This window comes from Bordetella trematum (assembly GCF_900078335.1).
In the GTDB taxonomy this organism is placed as follows: domain Bacteria; phylum Pseudomonadota; class Gammaproteobacteria; order Burkholderiales; family Burkholderiaceae_B; genus Bordetella; species Bordetella trematum.
On sequence record NZ_FKBR01000005.1, the window covers coordinates 34,698 to 49,627 of the forward strand.

Below are 14,930 nucleotides of genomic sequence, written 5' to 3' on the forward strand. Positions count from 1 at the left end.
TGGCCAGAGCCCCCTGGGCTGCGGCCCCCCGCTTGTCTCGGGCAGCGGGAATCTCATGACGTTTTTTCACTGATTGTTTTTCTGGCAGTTTGCTGCGGGCTGCCGGCCTGCTTGCTTCCCGATCCGGGTTGTTTCCTGATCCGTCTTCCCGGCTGTGTTTCTGCCTGTTTTCCCGGCCATGGGCCCCGATGCCCTGTTTCCTCAGGGTTGTTTCCTCTTATTTGCTGAGGGTCCCGATGCGGCGTCGCGGTGCGTGTCGAGGCTGTCGTCGCCTGAGGCGACAAGCTGCCTGTCAGTTCATGCTGAGCAGCACGACGCCGACCAGGATCGCCCCGCAGCCGGCCAGCCGTCCGGGGCCGACCTTCTCGCGCAGCAGGAACATGCCGGCCAGCGTGCCCAGCATCATGGACATTTCGCGCGCCGGCGCCACCAGACTGAGGGGGGCGCCCATGCGCAGCGCGTACAACACCAGGATGTAGCCCAGCGGCGACAGCAGCCCGACGCCGATTGCCAGCCCCCAGTACCCCCGCATGGCTGCGATGTTCTGCGTGCGGCGCTGCAGCACGTGCGGGGTCATCATCAGGGTGCGGGTGACGCAAGTGAACCAGTCGAACACCACGGGCATGATCAGCAGCATCTTGACGCCGTAGGCGTCCACCACCGTGTAGGAAGCGATGAAAAGGCCGATGAGCACGCCCCAGCGCACGCCGATCCAGGCCTGGGGCGTGCGGAACAGCGTCAGCCGGCCTTGCGTGGCGATCAGCAGCACCCCGCCGACCACGCAAAGCATGCCGGCGACGCCGCCGGCCGTGCCGGTTTCGCCCAATAGGGTGAAAGCGCCGATGGTAGAGAGCAGCGGGCCGGTGCCGCGTGCAATGGGGTAGACCACCGACAGGTCTGCCACCTGATAGCCGCGTTGCAGGCACAGGCTGTAGCCCAGATGCAACAAGGCTGACGCCAGAATGCACAGGGCGACCGGCCAGCTCCACGTCATGCCTTCGTGAACCAGGACCCAGATGACCCAGGGGGCGTAGATGATGCTGGCCGCCAGCCCGTAGGCAAAGACGAACACCGGACCCACCATGGCCGCCCGCTTGGCCAGGATGTTCCACGTCGCATGCGCCATGGCGGCGAGGATGACCAATGACAGGGCGGTATACGACATGGTGGACGCGAAGCGGTGCCGGCATGGGACGAAAGGGAAGAGCGTACTTGAATCCGTCTCGGACTGCACCCAAGCCCAGTGGTTAAAAAAAGAGCAATGTTGTAGAATTTACGGTTTGCCAACACTCATCCTCTGCTTGCGGCAGTACGGCGGCTTTGGCCGGCGAATCACAGAGGGTTGAAAAGGCGGTTTCGATCGGGGCGCGTGCATCGCGGGCGCCGGTTGAGAGTGGCGGTGGGCCTTGCCTGCTGTCTGTCACGCTTTTTTGCCACCGGAGCGAATTCTGGCAAAGCGCTTCGGGAACCAGACCCGCAATGACACGATGATTCAGGAGTTACCATGAACCTTATCGCTCAAATCGAGCAGGAAGAAATCGCCCGCCTGACCGGTGGCAAGCCCATGACCGAATTCGCCCCGGGCGATACCGTGATCGTGAGCGTGAACGTGGTCGAAGGCACCCGCAAGCGCGTCCAGGCCTACGAAGGCGTGGTCATCGCCAAGCGCAACCGCGGCCTGAACTCTTCCTTTATCGTTCGCAAGATTTCGTCGGGTGAAGCCGTGGAACGTACGTTCCAGCTGTACTCGCCGCAAATCGCCGCTATCGAAGTCAAGCGCCGTGGCGACGTGCGCCGTGCCAAGCTGTACTACCTGCGCAGCCGCTCGGGCAAGTCGGCTCGCATCAAGGAAAAACTGGTCAGCAAGCAAGCCAAGGCTACGGCTTAATGACCGGGCGTTCCGGCAGTCAGCTCTACCGAGCAACTGCCGGACGCATTTCCGGGTTAAAAAGGCACCTGTCTGGTGCCTTTTTTTCGTCCCTCGCGAGCGGACCACTTGCGGTCTGTCTCAAGAGCGTTCGTGGCGAACGAAAGGCATCCTCCATGTTTAGTGAGTTATGTCCAACTCTTTGATCATGCGTGCGCGCCGGCCCCCGGTCCGGCCCAGTTTTGACCCTCAAGTGCAGCCCTGGCAATCCGCCGACAGCGGTCTGGCGCGCGTCGGCCCCCAGGCGCTGACGCCAGAAGCGCTGCGGCGCAGCCTGCTGCCGGCGCGGCAATGGTTGCTGGACCCCTTGGGCCGCAACGAGGTGCGTTATCCGGAGCGCGAAGGGGCGTTGGTGATGGCGGCCGTGCTCATTCCCATGGTGATGCGCGCCCAGGGCGTGAGTGTGATGTTGACGCAGCGCGCCGCGCATCTGCACGATCATGCAGGCCAGATCAGTTTTCCGGGCGGGCGGGTCGAGCAGGAGGATGTGTCGCCGGTAGCCACGGCCCTGCGCGAGGCCCAGGAAGAGACGGGCCTGCCGCAGGACAGCGTGGAAGTGCTGAACAGTATGCCCGAGTACGTGACCGCCACGGGTTACGCCATCACGCCGGTGGTGTCGCTGGTGCGGCCCGGGTTCTCGCTCGCGCCGGATGCCGGCGAAGTCGCCGACGTGTTCGAGGTGCCGCTGAGTTTCCTGATGGATCCGGCCAACCACCGCCTCTACGAGGCCAGGCTGGCCAACGGCCAGGTGCGCCAATACTACGCCATGGCCTGGGAGAACCGGTTCATCTGGGGCGCCACGGCCGGCATGCTGCGCAATCTGTACAAGAGCCTGGCGATGCCCTGAGGCGCGCGGCCTAGTGGGTGGAGGCCCGGCGCGCCGCGTGCAGCCAGCCCAGGCCAGCGCGCGTGTCGCCAGCGGGACGGTACTCGCAGCCGACCCAGCCGGCATAGCCGAGTTCGTCCAGCAGTTGAAACAGGTAGGGGTGATTCAGTTCGCCCTGATCCGGTTCCTGGCGCAGCGGCACCCCGGCGATCTGGATGTGGCCGACGCGGCCGGTTGGCAGGTAATGGCGCAGGCGCATGCTCACATCGCCCTCGACGATCTGGCAGTGGTACAGGTCCATCTGCACCTTGATGTTGGGGGCGGCGCAGGCCTGCGCCACCTCGTGGGCGTGGGCCTGGTAGTTGAGGTAGTAGCCCGGGATGTCGCGCGGGTTGATCGGTTCGATCAGGATGTCGATGTCTACGGCCGCGGCCTGTTCGGCGGCGTGCTGAAGGTTGGCCAGATAGGTTTCGCGCAAGGCTTGCGGATCGGTTCCGGGAGCCGGGCAGCCGGCCATGACGTGCAGCCGGGGCGACATCAGGGACACGGCGTACTCCAGACCTTGCTCCAGGCTGGCGCGAAAGTCCGCTTCCCGACCCGGCAGGCAGGCCAGGCCGCGCTCGCCGCGAGCGGCGTCGCCCGGCGGGGCGTTCATCAGAATCAATTCGAGGCCGTGGCCCTGCAACTGTTCGCGCCAGCGGGCGGGCGTATGGGCATAGGGGAATTGCATTTCGACCGCCCGGAAACCGTCCTGGGCGGCTTGCGCGCAGCGTTCCAGCATCTCCACTTCCGGATACAGCGTTGAAAGATTGGCGGCAAAGCGAGGCATGTCTGCGTTCCCTGTCGGCAAAGGGGAAAGTGTAGCCGGGCGGGCTGCGCGCCGGTCGGAGGGGGGTCAGTAGCGACGTGCGCCTTCGTTTTCGGCCACCAGGCGCTCGTAGAGCGCATAGCGGCCGGCGTCGATCCGGCGCTCCTGGAGGGCCGCCACGACGCCGCAGCCGGGCTCGTGCCGGTGCGTGCAGTTGTAGAAGCGGCAATGTTCGATATAGGGCGAAAACTCGGGGAAACCGCGCAGGATGTCTTCGCCGCTCAGGTGTTGCAGACCGAAAGCCTGGAATCCCGGCGAGTCGATCAGTTCGCCGCCGGGCGCCGGCAGGTGGTAGAGCCGGGTGCTGGTGGTCGTGTGGCGGCCCATGTCCAGCGCGGTGGAGTATTCGCGCGTGGCCGCCTGGGCCTCGGGCACCAGGGCATTGAGCAAGGTAGATTTGCCCATACCGCTTTGCCCCAGTAGCAGATTGACGCGGCCGGCCAGGCGGGGCGCCAGGCGCTCGTGCACCGCTTCGGGTTGTTGGGCGCTCAGCTCGATGACGGGCACGCCCAGGGCCTGGATCGGCGCGAGCCGCTCGCGTGCGCCGGGCAGGCCGGCGCTCAGGTCGGTTTTGTTGAGAATTACCAGAGGCTCGATGCCGGCGCTCCAGGCGCCGGCCAGCGCGCGCCCGAGCAGATCCTCGGAGAAGGTCGGCTCGACCGCCACCACGATGAGCAACTGATCGACGTTGGCGGCAAACTGCTTGGTGCGCATCTCATCGGAGCGGAACAGCAGATTGCGGCGCGGCAGGATGGCTTCGATGGCGCCTTCATCGGCGCCCTGCGGCTGGATCCGGACCCAGTCGCCCACGGCCGGGCCGGTTTTCTTGCCGCGCGGGAAGCATTTGCGTACGCTGCCGTCGTTCAGCTCGACGCTGTAGTGGCGTCCGTGAGCCGCGATGATGCGGCCCTGGGGGAGGTCGACGCTCATGCGGCGGTTCCTTGTTGCAGATGCTGGATGCGGATCGCCGCCGGCGGATGGCTGTCGTAGAAGGCCGAGTGCACCGGGTCGGGAGTCAGGGTGGCGGCATTGTCGTCATACAGTTTGACCAGGGCCGCCACCAGATGGCCTGAGCTGCTGTGGCGGGCCGCATAGCGGTCGGCCTCGAATTCATCGCGCCGCGAATACCAGCTGAAGATCGGGGTCAGCAAGTAGGTGAAAACCGGCATGACCAGGAAGAACAGGATCAGCGCCATGGCGTTGTTGGGCCCGCCCAGCTGCGGCGTGACGCCCAGGCCCTCGTAGAACCAGGACTGTCTGGCCAGCCATCCGAGCAGCGCCAGAAAGAGTAGGGCGCCCAGCATGCTCAGCACAATGCGTCGCAGGATGTGGCGATGCTTGAAGTGTCCGAGTTCATGCGCCAGCACGGCTTCGATTTCGTCGGCGTTCAGGCGGCTGAGCAGCGTATCGAAAAAAACGATGCGGCGATTCTTGCCGAAGCCGGTGAAGTAGGCGTTGCCGTGAGCCGAGCGGCGCGAACCGTCCATGACGAACAGGCCGTTGAGCGCGAAGCCGCAGCGCTGCGTCAGCCCCCGGATGCGTTCGGTCAGGGCCGGGTCATCCAGCGGCGTGAAGGTGTTGAACAGCGGGGCAATGTAGGTCGGTGCGATAAAGATCAGCAACAGGTTGAAGGCGACCCACAGCACCCAGGCCCAGATCCACCAGAGCGTGCCGGCCTCGGCCATCAGCCACAGGACGGCCGCGGCCAGCGGCAGGCCCAGCAGGCAGGTCAGCGCCAGCCCTTTGAGCGCATCGGCGGCGAACAGCCCCGGCGTCATGCGATTGAAGCCGAAGCGGCGTTCCAGGCGGAACTGTCGCCACAGGGTGAAGGGCAGGCCGGCCAGGGCCAGCAGCAGCGCCACGGCGCCCAGCAAGGCCAGTTGCTGCACGAGGCCGTGGCCGAGCCATTGCGCAAGCAGGGTGTTGAGCCCTTGCAGGCCGCCGAAGAGTGTCAGCCCCACCAGGATGGCGGCGTCGTAGGCGCGCTCCAGCAGGCCCAGGCGCACCCGCGCCACCGTGTAGTCGGCGGCGCGTTGGTGGCTGTAGAGGCCGATGCGGCCGGCGAATTCCGTCGGCACCGTTTCGCGGTGCTGCGCAACGTGGCGGATCTGGCGCGTGGACAGCCACAGGCGCACGGCGAAATCGGCCAGCAGGACAGCGACAAACAAGACGGTAAAGTTCAACAAGCAGGCGTCTCCGGCGGGTGTGCGAAAATCCAGGGTTTGCTTCAGGGACAAATTATATGGCTGTCAACGAAAACCGCTTGGTCTGGCTCGATATGGAAATGACCGGGCTGGATCCGGAAAAGGAACGCATCATCGAAGTGGCCGTGGTCGTGACCGAGCCTGACCTGCGGGTCGTGGCCGAGGGGCCGGTGCTGGTGATCCATCAGCCCGACAGCCTGCTCGACGCCATGGATGCCTGGAATACCTCGACCCATGGCCGCAGCGGCCTGATCGACAAAGTGCGCGCCTCGACCCTGACCGAAGCCCAGGCCGAGCGCCAGCTGATCGATTTCCTGGCCCAATATGTGCCGGCGGGAAAGTCGCCGCTGTGCGGCAACACGATCAGCCAGGACCGTCGCTTCATGTTCGCCTACATGCCCGAACTGGAGCGTTTCTTCCATTACCGCAACCTTGACGTGAGCACCCTCAAGGAACTGGCGCGCCGCTGGGCGCCGTCCGTCTACAAGGGCTTCGAGAAAAAGAGCCGGCACGAGGCGCTGGCCGATATCTACGAGTCGATCGACGAACTCCGCTACTACCGCGAGCACTTCATCAAGGTATAGGCCCCGGCGCAAGGAGCGGCCATGGCGATCTACAGCGTGGCGCAGTTGCGGCGCATCGAGCGGCGCGCCGCTCAAGAGGGGTTGGACCTGATGGCTCGCGCCGGCCGGGCTGCGGCCGATTTCCTTGCCGCCCGCTTGCCGGCGGGCGGCAACGTCCTGGTGCTTGCCGGGCCGGGCAATAACGGCGGCGATGCCCTGGTGGCCGCCACCTGGCTGCAACGCCAGGGCAGGGCGGTCGAGGTGGTCCTGCCGGGCGATCCGGCCCGCCTGCCGCCGGATGCCAGATTGGCCTATGCCATCTGGCGCGAAGCCGGCGGACGTGAAAGATCGGATCTGCCGGCGGCAGCGCCGGCGATGGTGGTCGACGGGTTGTTCGGGATCGGCCTGAACCGTCCCCTGGAATCCGACTGGCAGGCCATGATCGATACCGTCAATGCCTGGCGGGCGCCGGTACTGGCGCTGGATGTGCCCAGCGGTCTGTCGGCGGCAACCGGCCAGCCTCTGGGGAGGGCGCTGCAGGCGCGCTGGACCCTGTCTTTCATCGGCACGCCGCCGGCCCTGGCAGCAGGGCAGCCCTGTCTGGGCGAACACCACGAATGTGATCTCGGCTTGTCGGCGCGGTGGCGGGCGCAGGCGCTGGCAGACTGACAGCAATCAGCCCGCCGCCGGCCGGCCGCCGAAGCGCTGGTCGATGGCCGGCGGCAAGGGCCGGTAGTGCGTATTCTCCCGGCTGGCGATCGCCTCCAGATGGATTTCCGAAGCGTCGAACAAGGCCCAGTACAAGCGGGCGCAGAGTTCGCGCGCAGCGCTGCCCGGCCAGCTGTCGGGCAGCATCGGCATCGGCAGTTGGGGGTCGTGCAGCACGATGCGGCGCCAGCGGTGCAGCAGCAGCACCCGCAAGGCAAAGGCCTGCGCGGGGCTGGCGTGCGCGGCCCACGCCGTCAAGGGCGAGAAGCTGCGGGTGAACAGGCGATATTGCTCGGCCACGGCATCCAGGTTCCAGCACTGCGGCACCAGACTGGCAATGGGTAGCCCGCCGGCGTCGGCCAGGTCACGCGCGGCCAGCACCAGGGCCTTGTCGGGAATGCCGAGTTTTTCCAGGATGTCGTGCGCGGCGCGCGCCTCGGTGGCGGGGTGGGCGAACAGGCCTGGCGCCACCAGGGCGAACCCTTCCCATTCCAGCTCACGGCGCAGCTCGGCGCGCTCGGCCAGACCGTTGGCCCCGTTGCGCGGCAGCGCCACCAGTGTCCACTCGCCGTTCCAGGCCTGTGGCGGACCGTCGTAGATGCGTTGCGAGGCCAGTGCGGTCAGCCGACGCCCGGTGTCGGTCATCAGATAGAGGCTGCGCCGGCCATGGCGCTCGGACTGCAGCCAGCCTTGGGCCACCAGCCTGAACACGCTGGTGCGCAACAGCCTTTCGTTGACGCCGACCGGCGCCAGCAATTCGATCAGATCTCCCAGCCAGATGGCGCCGCCATGCGGTCCCAGCGCATCACCCAGCAAACTGACGCACAGCGATTTGGCGCGCGGGGGGTCTTGCTTGAGCAGGCGGGCGAGAAAACGGTCGAGCGACTGCGAGGGGGAACTAGCCATAAAAAAGGGGCGCAGCGGCCCGGGGGAAGGGGTTGTATTTAGTCTGGGCAACATGATACATAACTCTGATGTGATACAGAATCTGGTTTGACAATGGAATTTTTGTATTAAATAATCCGACCATAGAGAAACTGCATTGGCGCGCCCCGGGCCTGCCATCTGCCGAAGGAGACAACTATGTATGCACAACTGGTGGATACCGGCGTCAAGAAACTGCGCGGTCAGGACGAGCTGTCCGCCCCTGAGCAGGCCTTCCAGCGCCGCATCGATGAGGGCGTGCGCATCGAAGCCAAGGACTGGATGCCCGATGCCTATCGCAAGACGCTGGTACGCCAGATCTCGCAGCACGCCCATTCCGAGATCGTGGGCATGCTGCCCGAAGGCAACTGGATCACCCGCGCCCCGTCGCTCAAGCGCAAGGCCATCCTGCTGGCCAAGGTCCAGGACGAGGCCGGCCATGGCCTGTATCTGTACAGCGCCGCCGAAACCCTTGGCGTATCGCGCGACGACCTGATCGACGACCTGCATTCGGGCAAGGCCAAGTACTCCAGCATCTTCAATTACCCCACCCTGAGCTGGGCCGACATCGGCATGATCGGCTGGCTGGTCGATGGCTCGGCCATCATCAACCAGATTCCGCTGTGCCGTTGCTCCTATGGGCCGTACGCGCGCGCGATGGTGCGGGTCTGTAAGGAAGAGTCGTTCCACCAGCGCCAGGGCTATGACCTGCTCATCCAGATGTGCCTGCATGGCACGCCCGAGCAGAAGGCCATGTGCCAGGATGCCCTGAACCGCTGGTGGTGGCCGGCCTTGATGATGTTCGGCCCCTCGGATGCAGATTCGCCCAACAGTGCGCAATCCATGCAGTGGAAGATCAAGCTCTTTTCCAACGACGAGCTGCGCCAGAAAATGGTCGACCAGACGGTCCCTCAGGCCGAGTACCTCGGCCTGACGGTGCCGGATCCCGACCTGAAGTGGAACGCCGAGCGCGGCCACTACGATTTCGGCGAGATCGACTGGGATGAGTTCTATTCGGTGATCAAGGGCAATGGCCCGTGCAACCGCGAGCGCCTGGCCGCGCGCGTGAAAGCGCATGAAGACGGCGCCTGGGTCCGTGACGGCCTGGCCGCCTACGCCGAGAAGCAGGCCCGCCGCAAGGTCGCCTGAGCCCCCTGGGCCTTTCCGCCTTTCCTTTCCACCCTTGCACGAACAAGGCGCGCCGTGGCGCGCCGGGGATACGCATCATGAGCAAAGCATGGCCCCTTTGGGAAGTCTTCATCCGCAGCCAGCACGGCCTGGCCCATAAGCACGTCGGCAGCCTGCATGCGCCGGATGCCGAGATGGCCATCAACAATGCCCGCGACGTCTATACGCGCCGCAACGAGGGCCTGAGCATCTGGGTCGTGCGTGCCGCGGACATCGTGGCCAGCAGCCCGGGCGACAAGGAGCCTTTGTTCGAGCCGGCCAACAGCAAGGTCTATCGTCATCCGACCTTCTTCCCCATGCCGGAAGAAATCAAGCACATGTGAGGCAGGCATGGACAAGCATCTGTTTGAGTATCTGCTGCGCCTGGGCGACAGCACGTTGATCCTGTCGCAGCGCCTGTCGGCCTGGTGCGGTCACGGGCCGGTGCTCGAAGAAGACCTGGCCCTGACCAATACTGCGCTCGACCTGCTGGGTCAGGCGCGCATGTGGCTGACGTTGGCCGGCGAGGTCGAGGGCGCGGGGCGCGATGAAGACCAGCTGGCCTATCTGCGCGATGTGCACGAGTTCCGCAATTGTCTGCTGGTCGAGCAGCCCAACGGCGATTACGGCGCCACGATGGCGCGTCAGTTCCTGTTCGACACCTGGCATTACTTCCTGCTGCAGGGCCTGGTGCAGTCGAGCGACGAACGCGTGGCCGCCGTGGCCGCCAAAGCCATCAAGGAAGTGACCTATCACGTGCGCCGCGCCGGCGATCTGGTGGTGCGCCTGGGAGACGGCACCGAAGAGAGCCATCGCCGCATGCAGAACGCCATCGATGCGGCCTGGCGTTATACAGGCGAACTCTTCGTCGATGACGAGGTGGATCTGGACGTGGCCGGGCGTGGCATCGGTGTTGCGCTGTCCGGACTGCGCGCGCCCTGGCTGGAGCATGTCACCGAGGTGCTGCAGGAGGCCACCCTGGAGGTGCCCGAGGAGGCGCAGGCCTTCATGCCGCTGCTGCGCGGCGGGCGCCAGGGACGCCACTCCGAAGAGCTGGGCTATGTCCTGGCCGAGATGCAATACCTGCAGCGCGCCTATCCCGGAGCCAGCTGGTAATGCGCGCCGCACCGCTGGACAGCGCCCGGGTCATGGAATGGCTGCACGCCGTGCCGGACCCCGAGATCCCCGTCCTGTCGGTGGTCGATCTGGGCGTGGTGCGCGCCGTCGACTGGCAGGACGGCACGTGGGTGGTCACCATTACCCCGACCTACTCGGGCTGCCCGGCCATGCGCGAGATCCGCGAGGACATCGAGCGCGTGCTCGCCAGCCATGGTCTGGCGCCGGTTCGGGTGGAAACCCGGTTGTCGCCGGCCTGGACCACGGACTGGATGACCGAGCGCGGGCGGGCCGCCCTGAAAGACTACGGTATCGCTGCGCCCGCCGAACGCGCCATCGATATCTCCGGGATCAGCCGCCGACAGGCCATGCCGGCCATCGCCTGTCCGCGTTGCGGGTCGCGCAACACGCGCCTGATCAGCCATTTCGGTTCCACCTCCTGCAAGGCGCTCTATCGCTGCATTGCGTGCCATGAGCCCTTTGATTACTTCAAGACGCATTGACCGGATTCTCATGAGCCAGCCCCAATTCCATTCGCTCAAGGTCGCCTCGGTGGCGCGCAACACCCGCGATGCCGTGGTGGTGACCTTTGACCTGCCCGCAGACCTGAACGAGGTGTTCCGCTTCCGCCCGGGCCAGTACCTGACGCTGCGCACCCAGCTCGACGGCGAGGAAGTGCGCCGCTCGTATTCGATCTGCTCGGCGCCCGAGGACGGCGTGCTGCGCGTGGCCATCAAGCAGGTCGAGGAAGGCGTCTTTTCGAGTTGGGCCAACCAGCAGTTGCAGCCCGGCCAGACGCTCGAAGTGATGGCGCCGGCCGGCAACTTCACGCTCGATTTCGACGCGGCGAATCAGCGCCACTTTGTGGCCTTTGCGGTGGGCAGCGGCATCACGCCGGTGCTGTCGCTGGTGAAAACCGCGTTGTCGGCCGAACCCGAGAGCACGTTCACGCTGTTCTTCGGCAACCGCGCCTCCTCGTCGGTGCTGTTTCGCGAAGAGATCGAAGACCTGAAGAACCGCTACATGCAGCGCTTTTCGCTGGTCTACATCATGAGCCGCGAAACCCAGGACATCGAGCTGTTCAACGGCCGTCTGGATGGCGACAAGGTCGAGCAACTGCTGGACACCTGGCTGGCCGGGCGCGAGGTGGACTATGTGTTCGTGTGCGGGCCGCAGACCATGACCGAAAGCGTGGTTGAGCGGCTGGCCGCGCGCGGGCTGGACAAGTCACGCGTGAAGTTCGAACTGTTCGGCGCGCCCAAGGGGCCGCGCAGCCTGCGTACCGGTCGGGATACGCCCGCCGCGCCCGGCAAGGGGCAGTGCGAAGTGACGGTCATCCAGGATGGCTATCAGCGCAGCTTCACCATTGCCAAGAACCAGGACAACGTGTTGGACGCGGCCCTGGCCCAGGGTGTTGAATTGCCCTATTCCTGCAAGGGCGGTGTCTGTTCGACCTGCCGCTGCAAGGTGATCGAGGGCGAGGTCGACATGGATGCCAACTTTGCGCTGGAAGACTACGAGGTCGCGCGCGGCTTCGTGCTCAGTTGCCAAAGCTATCCGGTCACTGACCGGCTGGTGCTGGATTTCGACCAGGAAACCTGATTTTCAGGCCAGCCACTGCGCTGGCCAGTCTCGGGGCTGACCCGCCCCGTCTATTGCGAATCTATAAGAACCATCGGAGAGAAGGCAGTGTCCCAAGCATTCTTTGAACGTCATCAGCCCGTCCTCGAACAGGCCCTGGCTGCGGCCCGCGATCGCGGCTACTGGAGCCCCTTTGCCGAGTCCCCCAGCCCGCGCAATTATGGCGAGACCGCCGCACAGGATGGCCAGGCCGCCTTCGAGCAGGCGCTGGGCAAGGACTTCGCCCTGGACGGCGTCGCGGCCGAAGACTGGGTCAGCGAGGCCACGTCGCCGTTCGGCCTGGCGCTGAACATCCGCTATCCGCAGGTTTCGCCCGCCAGGCTGATCGCCTCGGCCCAGGCCGCCGCTGCCGACTGGCGTCGCGCCGGCCCGCGCACGTGGGTGGGCGTGTCGCTGGAAATCCTGGCGCGCCTGAACCGTCGCAGCTTCGAGATGGCGCACGCCGTGCAGCACACCACGGGCCAGGGTTTCATGATGGCGTTCCAGGCCGGCGGCCCGCATGCCCAGGATCGTGGCCTGGAGGCCGTGACCTACGCCTGGCAGGAAATGTCGCGCATCCCGGACGTGGCCTTGTGGGAAAAACCGCAGGGCAAGCATGATCCCATCCGCATGGAAAAGCGTTTCACGATCGTGCCGCGCGGTGTGGCGCTGGTGATCGGCTGCTCCACCTTCCCGACCTGGAACGGCTATCCGGGCCTGTTCGCCAGCCTGGCCACGGGCAACCCGGTGATCGTCAAGCCGCATCCGGCCGCCATCCTGCCGCTGGCCCTGACGGTGCAGATCGCGCGCGATGTGCTGCGCGAGGCGGGCCTGAATCCCGATGTCGTGCAGCTGGCCGCCCATGCGGCGGGCGACGATACCGCGCAGCGCCTGGCGCTGGATCCGGCCGTCAAGCTGATCGACTTCACCGGCAGCTCGGCCAACGGCCAGTGGCTGGAAGACAATGCCCGCCAGGCCCAGGTCTATACCGAGAAGGCCGGTGTGAACCAGGTCATCATCGATTCGGTCGAGGACCTCAAGGCCGTGGTGCGCAATCTCGCCTTTTCGCTGGGCCTGTATTCGGGCCAGATGTGCACCGCGCCGCAGAACATCTACGTGCCGCGCGATGGCATCCGCAGCGCCGAAGGCCATCTGTCGTTCGATGACGTGGCCGCAGCCATCGGCGCCAGCGTCGAGAAACTCTCGGGCGACCCGGCCAAGGCCGTCGAACTGATCGGGGCGATCCAGAACGAGGCCACCGCGCAGCGCATCGAGCAGGCCCGCGCCCTGGGGCTGCCGGTGCTGGCCGAATCGCGCGCGCTGGAGCATCCGCAGTTTCCGCAGGCGCGGGTGCGCACCCCGCTGGTGCTGCGCGCCGAAGCCCGGGACGTGCGCATCTTCCAGGAATGGTTCGGGCCGATTTCCTTCGTCATCGCCACCGATTCCACCGCGCACAGCATCGAACTGGCACGCGAGACGGTGCGCGAGCATGGCGCGCTCAGCCTGTCGGTCTACACCACCGATGAGCAGGTGGCCGAGCAGGTCCAGGAAGCCGCCGAAGTGGCCGGCGTGTCGTGGTCGCTCAACCTGACCGGCGCGGTGTTCGTCAACCAGACCGCGGCCTTCAGCGACTTCCATGGCACCGGCGCCAACCCGGCTGCCAACGCGGCGCTGTCGGACAGCGCTTTCGTGGCCAACCGTTTCCGCGTGGTGCAAGCCCGCCGCCACGTCTGAAGGAGCGCGCCATGACATTCCATGACATCGCATTTTCCCTGGAAGGCGGCGTTGCCCGCCTGACCCTCAACCGCCCGGACAAGCTCAACAGCTTCACCGCGCGGATGCACGGCGAAGTGGCCGAGGCGCTGACGCGCGTCGAAACCGAAGGCGCGCGCGTCTTGCTGCTGACCGGCGCGGGCCGGGGCTTTTGCGCCGGCCAGGATCTCTCCGAGCGGCGTCCGGCGGAGGATGGCAGCCCGCCCGACCTGGGCGAGACGGTCGAGCGCTACTACGCGCCGCTGGTGCGCCGTCTGGCCGCCTTGCCAATGCCCGTGGTGGTGGGCGTCAATGGCGTGGCTGCGGGGGCGGGTGCGAATCTCGCCTTTGCCGGCGATATCGTCATCGCCAAGGAGTCCGCCAGCTTCATCCAGTCGTTCTGCCGTCTGGGCCTGATTCCGGATACCGGCGGCACCTTCGTGCTGCCGCGGCTGGTGGGCCGTGCGCGTGCGGCCGGCCTGGCTTTGCTGGGCGATAAATTGCCGGCCCGCCAGGCCGAGCAATGGGGGCTGATCTGGCAGTGCGTGGCCGACGAGGAGTTCGAGGCGACCCTTGAGACGCTGGTCGGCCAGCTGGCCCAGGCGCCCACCAAGGGGCTGGCCTTCACCAAGCGCGCACTGCAGGCGAGCCTGTCCAATGATCTGGCCACCCAGCTCGACCTGGAGCGCGACATGATGCGCGAACTGGGCCGCAGCGCCGACTACGCCGAAGGCGTGGCCGCCTTCCTCGACAAGCGTCAGCCGGCGTTCAAGGGGCAATGATGCAGATTCCCACCGATCCGCAAGCGCTGGCCGATGCGGTCAGCGAAGCGATGTTCGCCGAGGATGCAGCCTCCCAGGGGCTGGGCATGAAGGTCGTTGAAAGCGGCCCAGGCTATGCCAGGCTCACCATGACGGTGCGCCCCGACATGCTCAACGGCCACAAGACCTGCCACGGCGGTTTCATCTTTGCCCTGGCCGACAGTTGCTTCGCCTTTGCCTGCAATTCGCGCAATGTCAGCACCGTGGCCTCCGGCTGCGTGATCGACTATCTGGCGCCGGGCTTTGAGGGCGATGTCCTGACCGCGGTCGGGCAGGAGCGCTCGCTGGCCGGGCGTACCGGCGTCTATGACGTCACCGTCACCAATCAGGAGGGGCGCAACGTCGCCATTTTCCGCGGCCGCTCGTATCGAATAAAAGGGCAGATCATCGGTCAAGCCGAGACCTGAGCCCCGAGGATTTCCTTGTTGCGAATG

General features: G+C 65.9%; 17 protein-coding genes. 12 read left to right on the top strand and 5 right to left on the bottom strand.

The window, feature by feature from the left end:
- Positions 1-292: 292 nt before the first annotated feature.
- Entirely contained in the window at positions 293-1,165 is an 873-nt protein-coding gene (locus A7V84_RS00295; RefSeq protein WP_025512393.1) for a DMT family transporter, read from the bottom strand.
- A 339-nt stretch (positions 1,166-1,504) separates the two neighbouring features.
- Between A7V84_RS00295 and rplS the strand changes: the two genes are divergently transcribed.
- The gene (rplS, locus tag A7V84_RS00300; RefSeq protein ID WP_025512392.1) at positions 1,505-1,888 is read left to right on the top strand and encodes a 50S ribosomal protein L19; all 384 of its coding nucleotides are present in this window, start codon (positions 1,505-1,507) and stop codon (positions 1,886-1,888) included.
- 169 nt (positions 1,889-2,057) lie between these two features.
- On the top strand, positions 2,058-2,774 hold the full coding sequence (locus A7V84_RS00305) for a CoA pyrophosphatase (RefSeq protein WP_025512390.1): 717 nt from the start codon (positions 2,058-2,060) through the stop codon (positions 2,772-2,774).
- A gap of 10 nt (positions 2,775-2,784) precedes the next feature.
- On the opposite strand, the gene otnI is transcribed toward A7V84_RS00305, so the two are convergent.
- From otnI to A7V84_RS00320, 3 genes are all read right to left on the bottom strand, one after another.
- Positions 2,785-3,582 carry a 2-oxo-tetronate isomerase gene (otnI, locus tag A7V84_RS00310; RefSeq protein ID WP_033534423.1) on the bottom strand — a complete coding sequence of 266 codons (798 nt, stop codon included), beginning with the start codon at positions 3,580-3,582 and terminating at the stop codon, positions 2,785-2,787.
- 66 nt (positions 3,583-3,648) lie between these two features.
- Positions 3,649-4,551, bottom strand: coding sequence for a ribosome small subunit-dependent GTPase A (gene rsgA, locus A7V84_RS00315; RefSeq protein WP_063492390.1), 903 nt, complete (start codon positions 4,549-4,551; stop codon positions 3,649-3,651).
- Complete coding sequence (locus A7V84_RS00320; protein WP_025512386.1) at positions 4,548-5,807, bottom strand: M48 family metallopeptidase; 1,260 nt, start codon at positions 5,805-5,807, stop codon at positions 4,548-4,550. Before A7V84_RS00320 ends, rsgA begins: the two co-directional genes overlap by 4 nt.
- Positions 5,808-5,863: 56 nt before the next feature.
- Here A7V84_RS00320 and orn point away from each other — a divergent pair, with 56 nt between their 5' ends.
- Positions 5,864-6,409, top strand: coding sequence for an oligoribonuclease (gene orn, locus A7V84_RS00325; RefSeq protein ID WP_025512385.1), 546 nt, complete (start codon positions 5,864-5,866; stop codon positions 6,407-6,409).
- A 21-nt stretch (positions 6,410-6,430) separates the two neighbouring features.
- Positions 6,431-7,057, top strand: a complete 627-nt coding sequence (locus A7V84_RS00330; RefSeq protein WP_063492389.1) for an NAD(P)H-hydrate epimerase — start codon at positions 6,431-6,433, stop codon at positions 7,055-7,057.
- Positions 7,058-7,063: 6 nt separating this feature from the next.
- On the opposite strand, the gene paaX is transcribed toward A7V84_RS00330, so the two are convergent.
- On the bottom strand, positions 7,064-8,002 hold the full coding sequence (gene paaX / locus A7V84_RS00335; RefSeq protein ID WP_025512383.1) for a phenylacetic acid degradation operon negative regulatory protein PaaX: 939 nt from the start codon (positions 8,000-8,002) through the stop codon (positions 7,064-7,066).
- Positions 8,003-8,179: 177 nt separating this feature from the next.
- On the opposite strand from paaX, the gene paaA reads away from it, so the two are divergent.
- From paaA to paaI, 8 genes are all read left to right on the top strand, one after another.
- A complete protein-coding gene (paaA, locus tag A7V84_RS00340; protein ID WP_025512382.1) occupies positions 8,180-9,169 on the top strand; it encodes a 1,2-phenylacetyl-CoA epoxidase subunit PaaA in 990 nt (329 codons plus the stop codon).
- 77 nt (positions 9,170-9,246) lie between these two features.
- The gene (paaB, locus tag A7V84_RS00345) at positions 9,247-9,531 is read left to right on the top strand and encodes a 1,2-phenylacetyl-CoA epoxidase subunit PaaB (RefSeq protein ID WP_025512380.1); all 285 of its coding nucleotides are present in this window, start codon (positions 9,247-9,249) and stop codon (positions 9,529-9,531) included.
- A 7-nt stretch (positions 9,532-9,538) separates the two neighbouring features.
- Positions 9,539-10,303: a 1,2-phenylacetyl-CoA epoxidase subunit PaaC gene (gene paaC / locus A7V84_RS00350; protein WP_063492388.1), complete on the top strand. Its 765-nt coding sequence runs from the start codon at positions 9,539-9,541 to the stop codon at positions 10,301-10,303.
- On the top strand, positions 10,303-10,806 hold the full coding sequence (gene paaD, locus A7V84_RS00355; RefSeq protein WP_025512376.1) for a 1,2-phenylacetyl-CoA epoxidase subunit PaaD: 504 nt from the start codon (positions 10,303-10,305) through the stop codon (positions 10,804-10,806). Before paaC ends, paaD begins: the two co-directional genes overlap by 1 nt.
- Positions 10,807-10,816: 10 nt before the next feature.
- On the top strand, positions 10,817-11,905 hold the full coding sequence (paaE, locus tag A7V84_RS00360) for a 1,2-phenylacetyl-CoA epoxidase subunit PaaE (RefSeq protein ID WP_063492387.1): 1,089 nt from the start codon (positions 10,817-10,819) through the stop codon (positions 11,903-11,905).
- Positions 11,906-11,992: 87 nt separating this feature from the next.
- Positions 11,993-13,657: a phenylacetic acid degradation protein PaaN gene (paaN, locus tag A7V84_RS00365; protein WP_025512374.1), complete on the top strand. Its 1,665-nt coding sequence runs from the start codon at positions 11,993-11,995 to the stop codon at positions 13,655-13,657.
- Between the two features lie 11 nt (positions 13,658-13,668).
- Complete coding sequence (gene paaG, locus A7V84_RS00370) at positions 13,669-14,457, top strand: 2-(1,2-epoxy-1,2-dihydrophenyl)acetyl-CoA isomerase PaaG (protein WP_025512373.1); 789 nt, start codon at positions 13,669-13,671, stop codon at positions 14,455-14,457.
- Positions 14,454-14,903 (top strand): hydroxyphenylacetyl-CoA thioesterase PaaI, encoded by a 450-nt coding sequence (gene paaI, locus A7V84_RS00375; protein ID WP_025512372.1) that lies wholly within the window; start codon positions 14,454-14,456, stop codon positions 14,901-14,903. The genes paaG and paaI overlap by 4 nt, the downstream gene beginning before the upstream one ends.
- Positions 14,904-14,930: the final 27 nt, after the last annotated feature.

Excerpts from the sequence above, each read along its gene's own strand:
- paaX (WP_025512383.1), bottom strand. The coding sequence starts at position 8,002 with ATGGCTAGTTCCCCCTCGCAGTCGCTCGACCGTTTTCTCGCCCGCCTG.
- paaA (WP_025512382.1), top strand. The coding sequence starts at position 8,180 with ATGTATGCACAACTGGTGGATACCGGCGTCAAGAAACTGCGCGGTCAG.
- A7V84_RS00330 (WP_063492389.1), top strand. The coding sequence starts at position 6,431 with ATGGCGATCTACAGCGTGGCGCAGTTGCGGCGCATCGAGCGGCGCGCC.
- paaC (WP_063492388.1), top strand. The coding sequence starts at position 9,539 with ATGGACAAGCATCTGTTTGAGTATCTGCTGCGCCTGGGCGACAGCACG.
- paaG (WP_025512373.1), top strand. The coding sequence starts at position 13,669 with ATGACATTCCATGACATCGCATTTTCCCTGGAAGGCGGCGTTGCCCGC.
- otnI (WP_033534423.1), bottom strand. The coding sequence starts at position 3,582 with ATGCCTCGCTTTGCCGCCAATCTTTCAACGCTGTATCCGGAAGTGGAG.
- paaE (WP_063492387.1), top strand. The coding sequence starts at position 10,817 with ATGAGCCAGCCCCAATTCCATTCGCTCAAGGTCGCCTCGGTGGCGCGC.
- rsgA (WP_063492390.1), bottom strand. The coding sequence starts at position 4,551 with ATGAGCGTCGACCTCCCCCAGGGCCGCATCATCGCGGCTCACGGACGC.
- A7V84_RS00295 (WP_025512393.1), bottom strand. The coding sequence starts at position 1,165 with ATGTCGTATACCGCCCTGTCATTGGTCATCCTCGCCGCCATGGCGCAT.
- paaB (WP_025512380.1), top strand. The coding sequence starts at position 9,247 with ATGAGCAAAGCATGGCCCCTTTGGGAAGTCTTCATCCGCAGCCAGCAC.
- paaI (WP_025512372.1), top strand. The coding sequence starts at position 14,454 with ATGATGCAGATTCCCACCGATCCGCAAGCGCTGGCCGATGCGGTCAGC.
- orn (WP_025512385.1), top strand. The coding sequence starts at position 5,864 with ATGGCTGTCAACGAAAACCGCTTGGTCTGGCTCGATATGGAAATGACC.
- paaD (WP_025512376.1), top strand. The coding sequence starts at position 10,303 with ATGCGCGCCGCACCGCTGGACAGCGCCCGGGTCATGGAATGGCTGCAC.
- rplS (WP_025512392.1), top strand. The coding sequence starts at position 1,505 with ATGAACCTTATCGCTCAAATCGAGCAGGAAGAAATCGCCCGCCTGACC.
- A7V84_RS00305 (WP_025512390.1), top strand. The coding sequence starts at position 2,058 with ATGTCCAACTCTTTGATCATGCGTGCGCGCCGGCCCCCGGTCCGGCCC.